Origin of the sequence: Nocardia carnea, assembly GCF_029869215.1 — a bacterium.
GTDB classification, from domain to species: domain Bacteria; phylum Actinomycetota; class Actinomycetes; order Mycobacteriales; family Mycobacteriaceae; genus Nocardia; species Nocardia carnea_B.
The window spans coordinates 1-15,527 of the sequence record NZ_JARWPM010000262.1; the positions used below are offsets into that span (position 1 = coordinate 1).

15 protein-coding genes are annotated in these 15,527 nt (G+C 65.1%); 4 read left to right on the forward strand and 11 right to left on the reverse strand.

What is annotated here, in order from left to right:
- Positions 1–200: 200 nt before the first annotated feature.
- The 10 genes from fusA (QH276_RS18580) to QH276_RS18625 form a co-directional block, all read right to left on the reverse strand.
- Positions 201–2,267, reverse strand: coding sequence for an elongation factor G (gene fusA / locus QH276_RS18580; RefSeq protein ID WP_280402171.1), 2,067 nt, complete (start codon positions 2,265–2,267; stop codon positions 201–203).
- Between the two features lie 269 nt (positions 2,268–2,536).
- The gene (locus QH276_RS18585) at positions 2,537–2,836 is read right to left on the reverse strand and encodes a hypothetical protein (protein ID WP_280402172.1); all 300 of its coding nucleotides are present in this window, start codon (positions 2,834–2,836) and stop codon (positions 2,537–2,539) included.
- A 349-nt stretch (positions 2,837–3,185) separates the two neighbouring features.
- Entirely contained in the window at positions 3,186–4,274 is a 1,089-nt protein-coding gene (locus QH276_RS18590; protein ID WP_280402173.1) for a hypothetical protein, read from the reverse strand.
- A 372-nt stretch (positions 4,275–4,646) separates the two neighbouring features.
- Positions 4,647–4,787 (reverse strand): DUF5615 family PIN-like protein, encoded by a 141-nt coding sequence (locus QH276_RS18595; protein ID WP_280402174.1) that lies wholly within the window; start codon positions 4,785–4,787, stop codon positions 4,647–4,649.
- 81 nt (positions 4,788–4,868) lie between these two features.
- Entirely contained in the window at positions 4,869–6,059 is a 1,191-nt protein-coding gene (gene tuf, locus QH276_RS18600) for an elongation factor Tu (RefSeq protein ID WP_280402175.1), read from the reverse strand.
- 87 nt (positions 6,060–6,146) lie between these two features.
- Positions 6,147–8,249, reverse strand: a complete 2,103-nt coding sequence (gene fusA, locus QH276_RS18605; protein WP_280402176.1) for an elongation factor G — start codon at positions 8,247–8,249, stop codon at positions 6,147–6,149.
- 128 nt (positions 8,250–8,377) lie between these two features.
- Positions 8,378–8,848 carry a 30S ribosomal protein S7 gene (rpsG, locus tag QH276_RS18610; RefSeq protein ID WP_014353063.1) on the reverse strand — a complete coding sequence of 157 codons (471 nt, stop codon included), beginning with the start codon at positions 8,846–8,848 and terminating at the stop codon, positions 8,378–8,380.
- 1 nt (position 8,849) lies between these two features.
- On the reverse strand, positions 8,850–9,224 hold the full coding sequence (rpsL, locus tag QH276_RS18615) for a 30S ribosomal protein S12 (RefSeq protein ID WP_014353064.1): 375 nt from the start codon (positions 9,222–9,224) through the stop codon (positions 8,850–8,852).
- A gap of 654 nt (positions 9,225–9,878) precedes the next feature.
- The gene (locus QH276_RS18620; protein ID WP_280396635.1) at positions 9,879–10,427 is read right to left on the reverse strand and encodes a DUF3558 domain-containing protein; all 549 of its coding nucleotides are present in this window, start codon (positions 10,425–10,427) and stop codon (positions 9,879–9,881) included.
- A gap of 5 nt (positions 10,428–10,432) precedes the next feature.
- Positions 10,433–10,954 carry a DUF3558 domain-containing protein gene (locus QH276_RS18625; RefSeq protein ID WP_280396634.1) on the reverse strand — a complete coding sequence of 174 codons (522 nt, stop codon included), beginning with the start codon at positions 10,952–10,954 and terminating at the stop codon, positions 10,433–10,435.
- Between the two features lie 466 nt (positions 10,955–11,420).
- On the opposite strand from QH276_RS18625, the gene QH276_RS18630 reads away from it, so the two are divergent.
- On the forward strand, positions 11,421–11,633 hold the full coding sequence (locus tag QH276_RS18630; protein ID WP_280396633.1) for a hypothetical protein: 213 nt from the start codon (positions 11,421–11,423) through the stop codon (positions 11,631–11,633).
- A 535-nt stretch (positions 11,634–12,168) separates the two neighbouring features.
- Here the strand turns inward: QH276_RS18630 and QH276_RS18635 are convergent.
- Positions 12,169–13,143 (reverse strand): NADPH:quinone oxidoreductase family protein, encoded by a 975-nt coding sequence (locus tag QH276_RS18635; protein WP_280396632.1) that lies wholly within the window; start codon positions 13,141–13,143, stop codon positions 12,169–12,171.
- 161 nt (positions 13,144–13,304) lie between these two features.
- Between QH276_RS18635 and QH276_RS18640 the strand changes: the two genes are divergently transcribed.
- From QH276_RS18640 to QH276_RS18650, 3 genes are all read left to right on the forward strand, one after another.
- On the forward strand, positions 13,305–13,637 hold the full coding sequence (locus QH276_RS18640) for an ESX-1 secretion-associated protein (protein WP_280396631.1): 333 nt from the start codon (positions 13,305–13,307) through the stop codon (positions 13,635–13,637).
- Positions 13,634–14,761: a transglycosylase SLT domain-containing protein gene (locus QH276_RS18645; protein WP_280396630.1), complete on the forward strand. Its 1,128-nt coding sequence runs from the start codon at positions 13,634–13,636 to the stop codon at positions 14,759–14,761. The genes QH276_RS18640 and QH276_RS18645 overlap by 4 nt, the downstream gene beginning before the upstream one ends.
- Before the next feature lie 97 nt (positions 14,762–14,858).
- Positions 14,859–15,527: acyl-[acyl-carrier-protein] thioesterase (locus QH276_RS18650; RefSeq protein ID WP_280406827.1), on the forward strand; the 669-nt coding region annotated here is incomplete at its 3' end.

The window sequence follows — 15,527 nt, forward strand, 5'->3', positions numbered from 1 at the left end:
CCCCCCGCCCCCCACCCGCCCCCCCCCCCCCCGCGGCGGCGCGGTGCTCCCCCCGCCGCCTCCCGGGCCCCGCGGGCTGGGGCCCCCCCGCCCCCGGCGGCCGGCCGCCCCCCCCCCCCCCGGCCGCCCCCCGGGCGGGGTGGTGCCCCCCCGCCCGGCCCGGGGGGCCCCGCCCGGCCCGCGGCCCCCACCGCACTCGATCAGCCGATACCCGGCCGTCGATAGGCCACCGACGCCGGCACCGGCTCATAGCTGTCGAAGACCATGGCGAAACTCGCCCGGCCCTTGGTCTTCGACCGCAGCACGCCGATATAGCCGAACGTCTCCGCCAGCGGAACCAGAGCCTCGACCACCGTCGAGCCGCTCCGTTCGGTGGTCGACCGAATCCGGCCCCGCCGCGAGTTCAGGTCGGCCAGTACCGCACCGAGGTAGTCGCCGGGCGTGCTGACCTCCGCGCGCATTACCGGCTCCAGCAGGACCGGACCGGCCTGCGCCAACGCCTGACGGACCGCGTCGGCGGCCGCGACGCGGAAGGCGAGGTCGGACGAATCCCGGCTGTGGGCGGCACCGTCGAGCAGCACCACCCGCACGCCCTGCACCGGATATCCGGCCACCACACCATGGTCGAGCACGTCCTGGGCTCCGGCGTCGACCGCCGGCAGGTACTCCTTCGGCACCCGGCCGCCGACTACCCGGGATTCGAACTCGTACGTCACATCCGCATGCGCTACCAGCGGTTCCACCGCCAGCACCACCTTGGCGTACTGCCCCGACCCACCATTCTGCTTGCGGTGGGTGTGTTCCACCCGGAAGCCGCGGGTGATGGTTTCGCGGTAGGCGACATGGGGTTCGCCCAACGCCACCTCGATCCCGAAGTCGGTCCGCAATCGCTGCGTCACCACTTCGAGGTGCAACTCACCCATACCGCCGAGCACGGTTTGGCCGGTCTCCGCATCCACAGCCACGGTGAGGCTCGGGTCCTCCGCGGCCAGTGTCTGCACCGCGATACTCAACCGCTGCTGGTCCTGCCGGGTCGCCGGCTCCACCGCCACCGATATGACGGGTTCCGGGAAAGCCATCGACTCCAGCACGACCGGGTTGCCGGGGTCGCACAGGGTGTCACCGGTCGTGGTGTCCTTCAACCCGATCACTGCGCAGATATCGCCGGCATCGGCGCGGTCCAGCGACTGCTCGGTATCGGCGTGCATCCGGAACAGTTTGTTCACCCGTTCCGTTCTTCCACTTGTCGAATTCAGCACCACCGCCCCGGGTTCCAGGCAACCCGAATACACGCGCACATAGGTCAGCCTGCCGAAGTACGGATGCGCGGAGACTTTGAATGCCAATGCGGACAGCGGTCCCGCGTCGTCGGTGAACCGCCGCACCGGGTGACCGCCGCCCACCGCTGCGGTATCAGCGGGTGACGGCAGGTAGTCGATCACGGCGTCCAGCAAAGGTTGCACGCCGATATTTCCGAGAGCGGAACCACACAGCACCGGGCAGATTTCGCCGCGCAGTGTCATTCGCCGAATCGCATCCTTGATCTCGAGCACGGTGAACTCCGCTCCGGTGACGAATTTCTCCAGCAAGGACTCGTCGGATTCGGCGACTGTTTCCAGGAGTTCCCGCCGATACCGGGCAGCGATATCCTTCAGCCCGACAGGGATATCCCATTCGGCGTACTCCGCGCCGAGGGTATCGGCGTCGCTCCAGATCACCGCCCGCATCCCGACGAGATCCACGACGCCCGTGAACCCGCCCTCGCTTCCGATCGGTAGCTGCAGTACCGGCGCCCGCACCCCGAGGCGGTCGCCGATACTGCGCACGGTGGCCTCGAAATCGGCGCCGACCTTGTCCATCTTGTTGATGAAACAGATCCGCGGTACTCCGTATCGGTCGGCCTGCCGCCATACCTGCTCCGACTGCGGTTCCACGCCCTCCTTCGCATCGAATACCGCTATCGCACCGTCCAGTACCCGCAGCGACCGCTCTACCTCGACGGTGAAATCGACATGTCCCGGTGTATCCAGGATCGTGATGCGATGCTCGTTCCAGGTGCAGGTTGTGGCCGCTGCGGAAATAGTGATTCCGCGCTCCCGTTCCTGCGCAGTCGAATCCATCACCGCACTACCGTCGTGCACTTCGCCGAGTTTTCGGATGACACCGGTGTAGAAGAGAATTCGCTCGGTGACGGTGGTCTTACCGGCGTCGATATGCGCCATGATTCCGATATTTCGGATCCGGGCCGGTTCGTCGCGCCTTCGCATGGATTTTCCCTGTTCATCAATGGGTTTCATCGGCAGAGCGACACTCGCCATCGATGCGTTCCGCGTCCGGCACGAGCGTCAGGCGGCAGGCCTGCGCTCTCCCACGCCACCTACCGCCGCTGCGGATGCTCCGGAACCATGCCGGTATGTCTACCCGGGCGACCGAGCCACAGTCGACCGAATTTCGGCGCGCCTCGGAAAGAGCCATTCCCCCAGCAGGTCGGCAGCGGCCGGTAGGGGATGCCGATGAGAAGCCCCGGAGGCACAGTTCAGCCCAGCGAAGCGCTTGCCTCGCGTAACTCGTCCAGAGCCCGCAGGATGTATCCGGCGACCCCGTCCTCCGCATCCTGATCACCCTCGGACCATTCCGCGTACCCGCGCTTGAAGGCGAGGACCCCCAGCTCGCTGGCGAGCGCCGCGGTCGGATCGGGAACACCACGGGCGATGAGGGCGGCCGTCATCGCGGCCGCGAGAAATGGAGTAGTAGTCACCGCAGTGGCTGCACCGGCCGCCACCGACATCGCCACGAACGCGATTGCGCAAATGACCGAGGCGCGAACAATTCTCATGAAGCTACGCTAATCCACGCTTGCGCCGGCCGGCGGTAACGAGCGCCTGCAGAGCGGCGGGTCGAGGATCGAACCGAAACGAATAACGGCGCCGCCCCTTGCGGAGCGGCGCCGTTTCCAGCGATTCAGCGAATCACTGTCTTCTCCGGACGGACGCCGACGATCTCGATGGTATCGCTGGCAGAACCAGTACGGCGGCATGAAATCCGAGGACGCCAAGATGTTGAAAGAGCTCGAACGCGAGCACGCGAATTCGTGGCCTGCGAGCAAATCTGCTCGCTGACCGAGGCGTAAGCGCTTGCCGAGGAGTTGGCGTATCGATTACAACACTTACCGGCCGAATCCGCGCTCACGTATTGCGTGGCCACACCTGGTCGGTCCTGTTGCTGTCTGTCAGGGGTACAACTCGCGGCAGGCGTGGCTGCGCGTACCACCGCGCTTTCGCGCGGCGGAGGAGGTCGTCGCCGTCGCGTTCCCAGGAGAAGTCCGGACTGTGCATTAGTCTCGCGAACAACCTGGTTGCCCGGTCGGGGGCGGCCGTCGCGAGCCGCGCCAGGGGTACAGGAGGAACAGTGTCGTTGTACAGATAGTCGAGGACGGTGTTGCGGTAGGACGGTTCCCCGACCAGGGCGGGGTCGACGAAGGCCGCCCGGACTCGTCCGTAATTGACGTAAAAGCTCAAACCATCGACTTCGTCGAAGATCAGCGTGACGTCCTCCGAGCCTGCCATTTCCGGCGCCAGCGGTGGAAAGGCGTCCGGGCTCCATGCACGCCCGCTGTCCAAGATCTTTCGGCGGAAGGGTGCCGTCCATGCGTCGTGCGCTCCGGATCCATGCACCATCACGGTGTCGCTTCCGTGATAGGCGATGAAGTCGCCACGCATTGCGGCCTGAAGTTCCCAACCCCGGGCAAGCAAATGGGGGTTGCGGAACACCAGCTTTGGATTCTCGCGCTGCAGCCGCGGCACCTGGGCGAGCCGCGCGGCGGCCGATTCGCCGGATACGAAGTCGGCGTTTTTCAGGAAGATCCACTCGCCGGCGAACGGTCCGAGCCGGCACAGGGCCACCCTGCCGATAGGTAGCTGGTCGCGGACTTCTGCGCGAATGTTTGTGCGTACCTGGTAGGTCATCTCGTCGATATGGTTGAACAAGCGCACGCCATCGGCGGAGATGTCTCGAATCTCGTACAACCCCACAATGTTCTCCCGCCACGCGAGGACCATCGTGCGGTCTGCATCTGTCAGACCGTCGCTGTCGTGGACGAACTCTTCCAGTAATGTCCCGCCGGTATCGAGCCGGATATTGAACAGCACGTTGTCGATCGTCTGTCCGGGTTCGTCGACCTTGGCCTGGACGGCGGCATGGTGCGGACCTTCCGCGGCGTACTTGTGCAGGCTTTCCAGAAGCTCGCCTGCTCGCTCGTACGATGGATGATTCACGGTGGCAGCTGGTCACTCTCGAATTCGCTGGGTCATCTTGTGGCCCCCGCCCGTCGTTGCAGTGCACGGCCCTACGGCGTGCTCTCACCAATCCGACCGATCTACCGACGACCGGTGAGCCATACTACGACGCAACTCCGACCGCGCAGAACCTCTCACTCCCAAGGATGTGTAAATACCGTTTGCCGAACCGATCGTTCCGCCGGTTTGCGACATGTAGGGGGGCGATCGCGCGGGCGGTGTCTATGGCCCAGCTTTGCCGTCCATGAGGACCAGCGGAGAGAATCCAAAAAAAACTATCGGCACCTCGATTCCCCCGCCGGCGAGCCCGAGCTGGATGAAGTCCTCATCCTTGGTGATGATGACCGCATCTCAGCGCAAGGCTGCCTGCCAGACCTCCCGATCGGATGCAACAATCATCGCAATATCGCTCACGTGGACCGCTTCGAACCCCTCGGCTGCGATGGCACGAGCGAGCGCCGACGGTAACTGAGCATCGACCAGAAACTTCACGATGCTGTTCGGAGCGGTCCCCGAAACAGCGAACGGCGCCGCCCGAAGGCGACGCCGTTCGAAGTGACCTGAGTCAGGAGATCACTTGATGATCTTCGTAACCCGACCGGCGCCGACGGTGCGGCCACCCTCGCGGATCGCGAAACGCAGACCCTCGTCCATGGCGACCGGCTGGATCAGCTTCACCGACATCTCGGTGTTGTCGCCGGGCATAACCATTTCGGTGCCCTCGGGCAGGGTCACAACGCCCGTCACGTCCGTGGTACGGAAGTAGAACTGCGGACGGTAGTTGTTGAAGAACGGCGTGTGGCGGCCGCCCTCGTCCTTGGACAGGATGTAGGCCTGACCCTCGAACTCGGTGTGCGGGGTGGTGGTGCCCGGCTTGATGACGACCTGGCCGCGCTCCACATCCTCGCGCTTGATGCCACGGATCAGCAGACCCGCGTTGTCACCGGCCTGCGCGGTGTCCAGCATCTTGCGGAACATCTCGATACCGGTGATGGTGGTCTTGGTCTTCTCCGGGCGGATGCCGACGATCTCGACTTCCTCGTTGAGGTTGACCACACCGCGCTCCACACGACCGGTGACAACGGTGCCACGACCGGTGATGGTGAAGACGTCCTCGATCGGCATCAGGAACGGCTTGTCGGTCTCACGCACCGGATCCGGGATGGACTCGTCGACCGCGTTCATCAGCTCGATGATCGACTCGCTCCACTTGGCATCGCCCTCGAGGGCCTTCAGGCCGGAGACACGCACGACGGGGGCATCCTCGTCGAACTCCTGCGAAGCCAGCAGCTCGCGGACCTCCATCTCGACGAGCTCGAGGATTTCCTCGTCGTCGACCATGTCCGACTTGTTCAGCGCGACCAGGATGTAGGGCACGCCGACCTGACGGGCGAGCAGCACGTGCTCACGGGTCTGCGGCATCGGGCCGTCGGTGGCGGCGACCACCAGGATGGCGCCGTCCATCTGCGCCGCACCGGTGATCATGTTCTTGATGTAGTCCGCGTGACCGGGGGCGTCCACGTGGGCGTAGTGGCGCTTCTCGGTCTGGTATTCGACGTGGGAGATGTTGATCGTGATACCACGAGCCTTCTCCTCCGGCGCCTTGTCGATCTGATCGAAGGCAAAGCTCTCGTTCAGATCGGGGTACTTCTCCGCCAGCACCTTCGTGATCGCTGCGGTCAGCGTGGTCTTGCCGTGGTCGACGTGACCGATGGTGCCGATGTTGACGTGCGGCTTCGTCCGCTCGAACTTCGCCTTCGCCACTGTGGTGTCCTCCTGGACTTGTTGGTGCTTGCAGTTGCAGCAGTGCGGATTGATTTACAAGGGGGTCGTGCTGACGCCCGGCTGGTGTTACTCGCCGGTCGCCTTGGCGATGATCTCCTTCGACACGTTGGCCGGGACCTCCGCGTACGAATCGAACACCATGGAGTAGTTCGCCCGGCCCTGGGTCTTCGACCGCAGGTCACCGATGTAGCCGAACATCTCCGAGAGCGGAACCAGCGCCTTGACGACACGGGCACCACTGCGTTCCTCCATGGCCTGGATCTGGCCACGGCGGGAGTTCAGGTCGCCGATCACATCGCCCATGTAATCCTCGGGCGTGGTGACCTCGACCGCCATCAGCGGTTCGAGGATCACCGGACCGGCCTTACGGGCCGCTTCCTTGAGGGCCTGCGCGCCGGCGATCTTGAACGCCATCTCCGAGGAGTCGACGTCGTGGTATGCACCGTCGAGCAGGATCACCTTCAGGTTGACCAGCGGGTAACCGGCGAGCACACCGTACTGCATGGCGTCCTGCGCGCCCGCGTCCACCGAAGGGATGTATTCCTTCGGCACGCGGCCACCGGTGACCTTGTTCTCGAACTCGTAGGTGGCGCCGTCTTCACCGACGAACGGCTCCAGCGCAATGATGACCTTCGCGAACTGGCCCGAACCACCCGTCTGCTTCTTGTGGGTGAACTCGAGCTTCTCGACCGGCTTGGTGATGGTTTCGCGGTAGGCGACCTGCGGCTTGCCGACGTTCGCCTCGACCTTGAACTCGCGCTTCATCCGGTCGACCAGGATGTCGAGGTGCAGCTCGCCCATACCGCCGATAACGGTCTGGCCGGTCTCCTGGTCCAGCTTCACCGTGAAGGTCGGATCCTCTTCGGCGAGCTTCTGGATCGCGGTGCCCAGCTTCTCCTGGTCGGACTTGGTCTTGGGCTCGATGGAGACCTCGATGACCGGGTCCGGGAAGGTCATGGACTCCAGCACGATCTGGCTGTTCGGATCGCACAGGGTATCGCCCGTGGTGGTGTCCTTCAGGCCGATGACCGCGTAGATATGGCCGGCACTGACCTGGGGAACCGGGTTCTCCTTGTTGGAGTGCATCTGGAACAGCTTGCCCAGCCGCTCCTTCTTGCCCTTGGTCGCGTTGATGACCTGGGCACCGGAATCGACCTTGCCCGAGTAGACGCGGACGTAGGTCAGCTTGCCGAAGAACGGGTGCACGGCGATCTTGAACGCCAGCGCGGCGAACGGCTCGTCGGCGCTCGGCTTACGGGTGAGCACCTCCTCCTCGTTACCGGGCACATGCCCCTGCACGGACTCGACGTCCAGCGGCGAGGGCAGGTAATCCACCACGGCGTCGAGCATGGGCTGCACGCCCTTGTTCTTGAACGCCGAACCGCACAGCACCGGGTAGAGCTCGGAGTTGACGGTCATCTTGCGGATGGCGCCCTTGATCTCGTCGACCGAGAGCTCTTCGCCGCCGAAGAACTTGTCCAGCAGCGCCTCGTCGGATTCCGCGACGGTCTCCAGCAGTTCCTGGCGGTACTGCTCGGCCTTCTCCACCAGATCGGCGGGGATGTCCTGTACCTCGTACTTCTCGCCCAGCTTGGTTTCGCCGGTCCAGACCTTGGCCTTCATCTCGACCAGGTCGACGACACCCTCGAAGGTGTCCTCCGCACCGATCGGCAGCTGAATGACCAGCGGCTTGGCGCCGAGACGGTCCTTGATGGTCTGCACGGTGAAGTAGAAATCCGCACCGAGCTTGTCCATCTTGTTGACGAAACAGATCCGCGGCACGTCGTACTTGTCGGCCTGACGCCACACCTGCTCGGACTGCGGCTCCACGCCCTCCTTGCCGTCGAAGACGGCGACGGCGCCATCGAGCACACGCAGGCTGCGCTCCACCTCGACGGTGAAGTCGACGTGGCCGGGGGTGTCGATGATGTTGATCTGGTTCTGGTTCCAGAAGCAGGTCACCGCCGCGGAGGTGATGGTGATACCGCGCTCCTGCTCCTGCTCCATCCAGTCGGTGGTCGACGCCCCGTCATGGGTTTCGCCGATCTTGTAGTTCACACCGGTGTAGAAGAGGATGCGTTCGGTGGTAGTGGTCTTGCCCGCATCGATGTGGGCCATGATGCCGATGTTGCGGACCTTGTTCAGGTCGGTGAGCACGTCCTGTGCCACGGAAATCTTCCCCGCTCGTAGCTAGTTGGGATTCTCGCCGGCGGCCGGTTCGGCCGCCATCTGTTGTCAAAGCCGGAAGCAGAACTTCCGTACGCCTCCCGAGCCCGCAGCGTTGGGCCGGGCAGACATCACCAGCGGTAGTGCGCGAAGGCCCGGTTGGACTCGGCCATCTTGTGGGTGTCCTCGCGGCGTTTCACCGAGGCGCCCAGACCGTTGCTGGCATCGAGCAGTTCGTTGGCCAGGCGCTCGACCATGGTCTTCTCCCGGCGAGCCCGCGAGAAGTTCACCAGCCAGCGCAGGGCCAGGGTGTTGGCGCGGCCGGGACGAACCTCGACCGGCACCTGGTAGGTGGCGCCACCGACACGACGGGGCTTCACCTCGAGCGACGGCTTGACGTTGTCCAGCGCGCGCTTGAGGGTGACGACCGGATCGGTGCCGGTCTTCTCCCGCGCCTGCTCCAGCGCACCGTAGACGATGCGCTCGGCGGTGGACTTCTTACCGTCGAGCAGGATCTTGTTGACCAGCTGCGTCACCAGCGGCGACCCGTAGACCGGGTCGTTGATCAGCGGACGCTTGGGAGCGGGGCCCTTGCGCGGCATATCAGCTCTTCTCCTTCTTGGCGCCGTAACGGCTGCGGGCCTGCTTACGGTTCTTCACACCCTGGGTGTCCAGCGAACCGCGAATGATCTTGTAACGCACACCGGGGAGGTCCTTCACACGACCGCCGCGGACGAGCACCATCGAGTGCTCCTGCAGGTTGTGGCCTTCGCCGGGGATGTACGCCGTGACCTCGACCGCGCTGGTCAGGCGAACACGCGCGACCTTGCGCAGCGCGGAGTTCGGCTTCTTCGGGGTGGTGGTGTACACGCGGGTGCACACACCGCGCCGCTGCGGGCTCCCCTTGAGGGCCGCGGTCTTGGTCTTGGCGACCTTGTCGCGGCGACCCTTACGGACCAGCTGGTTGATGGTTGGCATAGACCGGCTTTCCTTTAATCGGTTCTGGCGGTGTCAGGTCTGTTCATCGAGCTTTCACCCGCACGTCCAACCACGTTTCTCGCGTCCCGAGGTCGGGCGTGTCGTGCGCAGTTCAGGGCCCGATTTACAGGCACGCTGGAATCGTCAGCCGCTCTCGCTGGCCTACGTCTGCGCTCGAACTTGCCCGTATCCTTCCGGGCACAGCCGTCCACTGTACTCGGACCCAGCGGACACATCAAAACAGGGTAGCTGTGTACCGGCGCCGCGAGGCTCGGGTCGAACGGGAGAACCGGACCGCGGAGGTGAGGGAGCTGACGCTGTCCGCAGAGGTTGCTGTGTCCTTGGCGCGCTGGCGCGCGCGGGTTCGGGGCCCCCGGAAGTCTCGTTCTTCACTCCGCCGTTCTGTGTTCGACTGCGCCGCCTCCGGCGCCGCCGGTTCGGGGCCCCCGAAGTCTCGTTCTTCACTCCGCCGCTCCTCCGCTTCGCTCCCCCGCTCTGTCGCTCCAGAACGAGACGGGCCCCTAACCACGGAGGCTGACTGTTCGCATGCGGGGAAATGGGGTGGAGTCGCAGGTGGGCCCGTGGTGGTGTCGGCAGTCGAGTCCGGCGAGCTATCGCTGAGGGTGAGTTCGGTGGTCGAGTGCGGGGATTTGATCAGCGCGCGATGTTCAGGGTCAGTTCCAAAAGCTTCTTCGCCGCCGCGCAGGGGTCGGCGGTGGCGCCGGGGCTCGAGTTGACCCACCAGCCGATCACGCCGGAGTCGGCGGCGCTGGCGGTCATACCGCAGGAATTGGGGTCGTTGGGGCGGCGGACTTCCAGTGCGATCGTGCCCTGGACCGTGGTCTTCGTGGTGGTGTAGCCCAGTTTGTCGTTGGTGGCCTGTTCGTTGCGCAGGCTGCCGTTCTCGTACCAGTTCAGCGTGAGCATCCCGGCACCGCCGCCGATATCCCACATGCACACCGCGCCGAAGAAGGAGTCGCGGATGAATGTGTTCCCCCCGAGCGCGTCGATGATCTGCTGCTCGGTGATCACATCGCATTCACGGAGCAGTTTGTCGATCTCGGTGTTCACCGCGCCGCCCGCAGTGCCGCCGGCGGGTAGTGCCGTGCCGTCCACGGTACTGCCGCAACCGGCCCCGAGGATCGCTGCCAGCAAGACCGCGACCACGAGCGCGCCGGATCGGAGGCTCCTGCCGAATGTCATCGCGTTCACTCCAGCCGCTGGATCGTCAGTTCGGCGAGTGCCCGGCTGCGGTCACAGGGGTTGCCCCCGGGCCCGCCGAGCATGTCGAACTGGGTGGACCACTCGAAGAAATCGTCGTCGAGCTGGATCGCCAGATCGCAGATGTCGCCGGTGGGATCGAGAGCGGCGAAACCGGTGCGGCCGCTCACCTCGATCGGCTCGGGCGGCCGACCGTGCGTGGTCACCCAGGCCCTCTCCCGTTCGAGCGGGCTCCCGCGGTAGGAGGCGAAGGTGATCGAGGTGCCGGATGCCCCCTGCCAGTTGCAGCCCACTGCATTCTTGTACGACTGGATGATCTGACCCGTCCCGCCGACCTTGTCGATCTCGGCGTCGGTGACATGACCGCATTCCCCCACGAACGGACCCAGTGGCGCCACTTTCGGCACCGGACGCGCGGCGTCCGTAGCGGACTCGTCCTCCGGACCACCGCAGGCACCCAGGACGAGAACACAGCTCAGCCCGGTGACCATCGCCGCCAAGATCCGCATGACGGCAACTCTACCCAGATCACTCGGAGGTTGCCCCGCCGCGCTTCGCACCTCGAGCAGGGAATCATGAGTGACGGAGCACGGTGTCGTGGATGCGGTTGCCCGCATCGAGTCCCGGCAGTCGCGGGATGCTCGATCGACGTGCGAACCCCGATGCCGGCCGCTGTATCCGCTGCCGGCGGGCCCAGTCGCGATAGTCCCAATACAACACGCCGAGAAATCGTGCGCCGAGCCCGGTACGACATCGGGTACCAGGCACCCACGACCGCACCCGAGTCGAATATCCAATCGGCGCAATGCCGTTGACACGGGAGCCCGCGTGTCCTACTTTTTTACTCATGCCGGTTGCAGTCGGCACTGGGGATAGGGGGATACCGGGGATTCTATTACTTGCACATCCGCAAACCGGATGGATTGGTTTGTCTAGTTCAACCATGTATCCCACACTTCAAGGGAAGTGAATCAGATGAAAATTGCAGCAGCACTCCTGCTTGCGGGAGCGATTTCATTTACCTGTCCGGCCTTCGCGCAGGCCACGGAAGCGGACATCGGGGTCTTCCCCACGATTAATGAATGCAATGCCGCAGCACAACGACTCGGCATTCCCTACGGTGAATACAATTGCAATAAGTTGCCCGATGGAAGCTGGCTTCTGCGGCGGGGCACTCTTCACCCCTGAGACAACGTTCGCGCAGGCCGTGCGGCACAGGTTGACACGCATGGCCTGCGCGCGTTCAACAGCGTGAAGTACAGCTTCGAAATTGCCCTCCCGAAGTCGCGTGTGCCGTAGCATTCGATGACTTCGAAGAACGCTGCCGGGCAATCGTCTACGTTTTTCGTAGGTCCTGCAACAAATTACCGTTCCCAATCGTCGACCCGATCAGCATGTCGTGAACAATGCCGAGAAGAACCGATACCCGGCGGGTGTTCGGGCACGGTTCCGTTGCCTGCGCGTTATATCGCTGCCGCGCAACGACTCCATCCGGCAGTGATTCGCAACGCCACCGGAATACCCCGCGAAGCGCGGTACGCGGCGCCACCGGGGCGGAAATCACGTCATGGCACGGGGTTCGGCCGAAGGAAGGCGGCGTTCGGCCGCGACTGCCGGCTCGAATATCACGCACAGAGCGACAACTGGCCGTACAACAATTTTCATGCATCCCCAGCACCCGTGGGCGAGGGAATCCGATCCGCCCGCCCACGGAAGCCCGGGATCAGCGCAGGGTGACCACAACCTTGCCGGTCGCCGAGCGGTTCTCCAGGGAGGCCACCGCTTCGGCCGCGCGCTCCAGCGGGAACAGCACCGGCTGCGGGGCGGGAATCGCGCCTGCGGCGAGCAGCGGCTCCACCTCGGCCCACTGCTCGGCCAGATAACCCGGATGCGACAGCATCCATTCGCCCCAGCCGGCGCCGACGACCTCGACGTTCTTCAGCAGCAGCCGGTTCACTTTCACGGTGGGGATATCGCCGCCGGTGAAACCGACCACCAGCAACCGGCCGCCGCGGGCCAGCGAGCGGATGCTGTCGGTGAAGCGGTCGCCGCCCACCGGGTCGAGCACGATATCCACACCGCGGTTGCCGGTCAGTTCCTTGACGCGGTCCAGCCAGCCGTCGGTGAGTACGACATCGGTGGCGCCGTGCGCCCGGGCGATCTCGGCCTTTTCCTCCGTGCTGACCACCGCGATCACCTGCCCGGCGCCGAGCGCGGCGGCCATCCGCAGCGTCGAGGTACCGATCCCGCCGGCGGCGCCGTGCACCAGGACGGATTCGCCCGCGGCGAGCCGGCCGCGGTTACGCAGGCAGAAGTGCACGGTGAGATCGTTGAAGAGGATCCCGGCGCCCTCTTCGAAGGAAATGTTGTCGGGGAGTTTGAAAACCATCTCGGCCGCGGTGCTGGTCACCTCGGCCATGGCGTTGCCCAACATGGTCAGTGCGCAGACCCGGTCGCCCGGTCGAAGATGCGAGCCCTCCGGGGCTTCCCGGACCACACCGGCGACCTCCCCGCCGACGACGAACGGCATCTCGGGTTTCATCTGATACAGGCCGCGGGTCATCAGCACGTCCGGGAACGCGACCCCCGCCGCGTGGACGTCGATGACGACCCCGCCGGGCAGCGGCGCCGGTTCCGGGATGTCGACGATCTCGATCGCTTCCGGACCCTCGAGTTTGCTGACCTGAGCTGCGCGCATATGCCGACCTCTCTGTTCGTTCACCGGCGAGCATGAGACGCACCGGTAGACATGTACCAATCCACCCGTCCACATCAAACTATCCGTCACCCCCGCGCTGAGTCCATCCCCCGGGCTAGACTGAGCCGCAGCACCATCGGGCGGGAATTCATGGGGGAGTTATGAGTGAAGGGGAAGCCGGCACGCCGTCGACTGTGCGCGTGGATCCGGAAACGCTACGTACTTTCGCCGGGCAACTGGAGACGGAAGCGGGCGAGGTCGGTGCTTTGCGCGCGGACGATGTTTTCGCGGCCGCCGCCGGCGCGCTACCCGGCACCGGGTTCTCGGTACCGGGGCAGCGGGCGGGTGATCTCACAGGTTCCGCATTGCAACGGATCGGCGAGCGGCTCACCACGATCGCGGGGCAGTTGCGCAACGATGCGGGCGCCTACGAGATGAGCGAATCGGAGTTCACCACGACGCTCACCACCGTCGGATTGGACCTCCCCGCATGACCCTCACCATCGGCGATGTCGAACAGTGGCAGCCCGAACTGCTCACCACCGCCGCCGGCCACGCGAACACCGTATCCGTGCGGCTGGATCAGCTCACCGGTACCGCCGTCACGAACACCCGCGCACTGAACTGGTCCGGCGCCGCCGGCGCGGCCGCGAGTACCCGGATGGATACCGAGCGCACCCGCTCCGGGCCGGTGAGCGCGGCCCTGCTGAAAATCGAGACCGCACTGCGCACCGAGGTCACGAATCTGATCGAGGCCAAGAGCAAGGTGCTGCGGATGCGCGACGCGGCGCGCGATACCGCACTGCCGCCCATGCCCGCGTTCGAGGTGGCCGACGACGGCACCGTCAGCGCGCAGGCCAGGATCGATCATCTCCGCCGGACCTCCGGAAAACCCGCCGATTCCCCCGAGGTACAGAACGCAGAGCTCGGCCAGCGCCTGGTCGCGGCGACGCATCAGTGGAATATCGTCAGCGCGCTGAAGACGGCGGAGGATACGGCCAACCGAGCGGTTACCGCCGTCCAGCAGGCCGTTACCGAACTGGAGACCGCCTACAACGGGCTGGGCGAACCGGCCCTCAATATCGCGCCGGAGGTTCCCGTCGCCACCGCCCCGGCCGCCACCGCCCCGGCCGATACCGGTGGCACCTCGAACGGCGCCCCGGCGGCGACCGGCTCGCCGAGCAGTTCGCTGATGGGCGATAGCACCGCCGCCGGAATGGGCAGCCCGGCCGCCGCGGGGGTCCCCACCACCATGCCCACCGGGGATCAGAAGGCGTGGATCGACGAAGCCATCCGCAAACTCCGGGAGAACGGCTACGACATCGATGATTCCGAGGCCGCGATCATCGCCCTGATCATCGAGCGCGAATCCGGCGGTGATCCGCACGCGATCAACTTGTGGGACAGCAACGCCGCCGCCGGTATCCCGTCCAAAGGTCTCATGCAGACCATCGACCCGACCTTCAATGCCTATGCGCTGCCCGGACATACCGATATCTGGAACCCGGTGGACAACATCATCGCCGGCACCCGCTACGCCATCGAACGGTACGGCTCGCTGAGCAATGTGCCCGGTGTGGTCGGCGTGTCCAACGGCACCGGGTACGTCGGCTACTGACCACCACCCACGCCCGGCCCGGCACTCCACCGTAAAGTCTTCTCACAGGAAACTCGGAAGAAGTACCGCGGCCCGACCCGCCGCGCGAGGAGCACAAGTGTCACTCGATCAGCCACTCGCCCCGCTTCCCCAGGAGGGCATGGGATTCGTCTCGGCGTGGCCGGTGCGAGCCGGCGACGTGGATCCCTACAACCGCGTGCGCCTCGACGGCATCGCCCGCTACCTCCAGGACATCGCGTGGGAACACCTGCAGCAATCCATTCTGGAGCAGACCGACCCGAGCTGGATCATCCGGCGCACGGTGATCGATGTGATCCGTCCGGTCCTGTGGCCCGACCATGTGCGGCTGCAGCGCTGGTGTTCGAGTATGTCGACCCGCTGGTCGAATATGCGGGTCCGGATCACCAGTGACCGCGGTGGCCTGATCGAAACCGAAGGTTTCTGGATCAAGATCAACGAAGCGAACAATATGCCCGCCCGGATCAGCGACGCGGGCCTGGCCTATCTGGCGCAGACCACCGCCGAGCAGCGGCTGCGGTGGCGGCCGTGGCTCACCGATCCCACGCCGCCGGAATCCGATACCGATCTGCCGTTTCCGCTGCGAGCCACCGATATCGACCAGTACAACCATGTGAACAACGCCTGCTACTGGCAGGCCGTGGAGCAGTTCCTGGTGGACTATCCCAAGCTGGTGAGCGGCCCGCACCGTGCCGTCATCGAATATGTGGCGCCGGTGCTGGCCCGCCAGCACATCACCGTGCGCAGC

What these genes read in the sequence shown, in the direction of transcription:
- fusA (WP_280402171.1), bottom strand. Translation starts at nt 2,267, where the DNA reads ATGCGAAGGCGCGACGAACCGGCCCGGATCCGAAATATCGGAATCATG.
- QH276_RS18585 (WP_280402172.1), bottom strand. Translation starts at nt 2,836, where the DNA reads ATGAGAATTGTTCGCGCCTCGGTCATTTGCGCAATCGCGTTCGTGGCG.
- rpsG (WP_014353063.1), bottom strand. Translation starts at nt 8,848, where the DNA reads ATGCCGCGCAAGGGCCCCGCTCCCAAGCGTCCGCTGATCAACGACCCG.
- rpsL (WP_014353064.1), bottom strand. Translation starts at nt 9,224, where the DNA reads ATGCCAACCATCAACCAGCTGGTCCGTAAGGGTCGCCGCGACAAGGTC.
- QH276_RS18620 (WP_280396635.1), bottom strand. Translation starts at nt 10,427, where the DNA reads ATGACATTCGGCAGGAGCCTCCGATCCGGCGCGCTCGTGGTCGCGGTC.
- QH276_RS18625 (WP_280396634.1), bottom strand. Translation starts at nt 10,954, where the DNA reads ATGCGGATCTTGGCGGCGATGGTCACCGGGCTGAGCTGTGTTCTCGTC.
- QH276_RS18630 (WP_280396633.1), top strand. Translation starts at nt 11,421, where the DNA reads ATGAAAATTGCAGCAGCACTCCTGCTTGCGGGAGCGATTTCATTTACC.
- QH276_RS18635 (WP_280396632.1), bottom strand. Translation starts at nt 13,143, where the DNA reads ATGCGCGCAGCTCAGGTCAGCAAACTCGAGGGTCCGGAAGCGATCGAG.
- QH276_RS18640 (WP_280396631.1), top strand. Translation starts at nt 13,305, where the DNA reads ATGAGTGAAGGGGAAGCCGGCACGCCGTCGACTGTGCGCGTGGATCCG.
- QH276_RS18645 (WP_280396630.1), top strand. Translation starts at nt 13,634, where the DNA reads ATGACCCTCACCATCGGCGATGTCGAACAGTGGCAGCCCGAACTGCTC.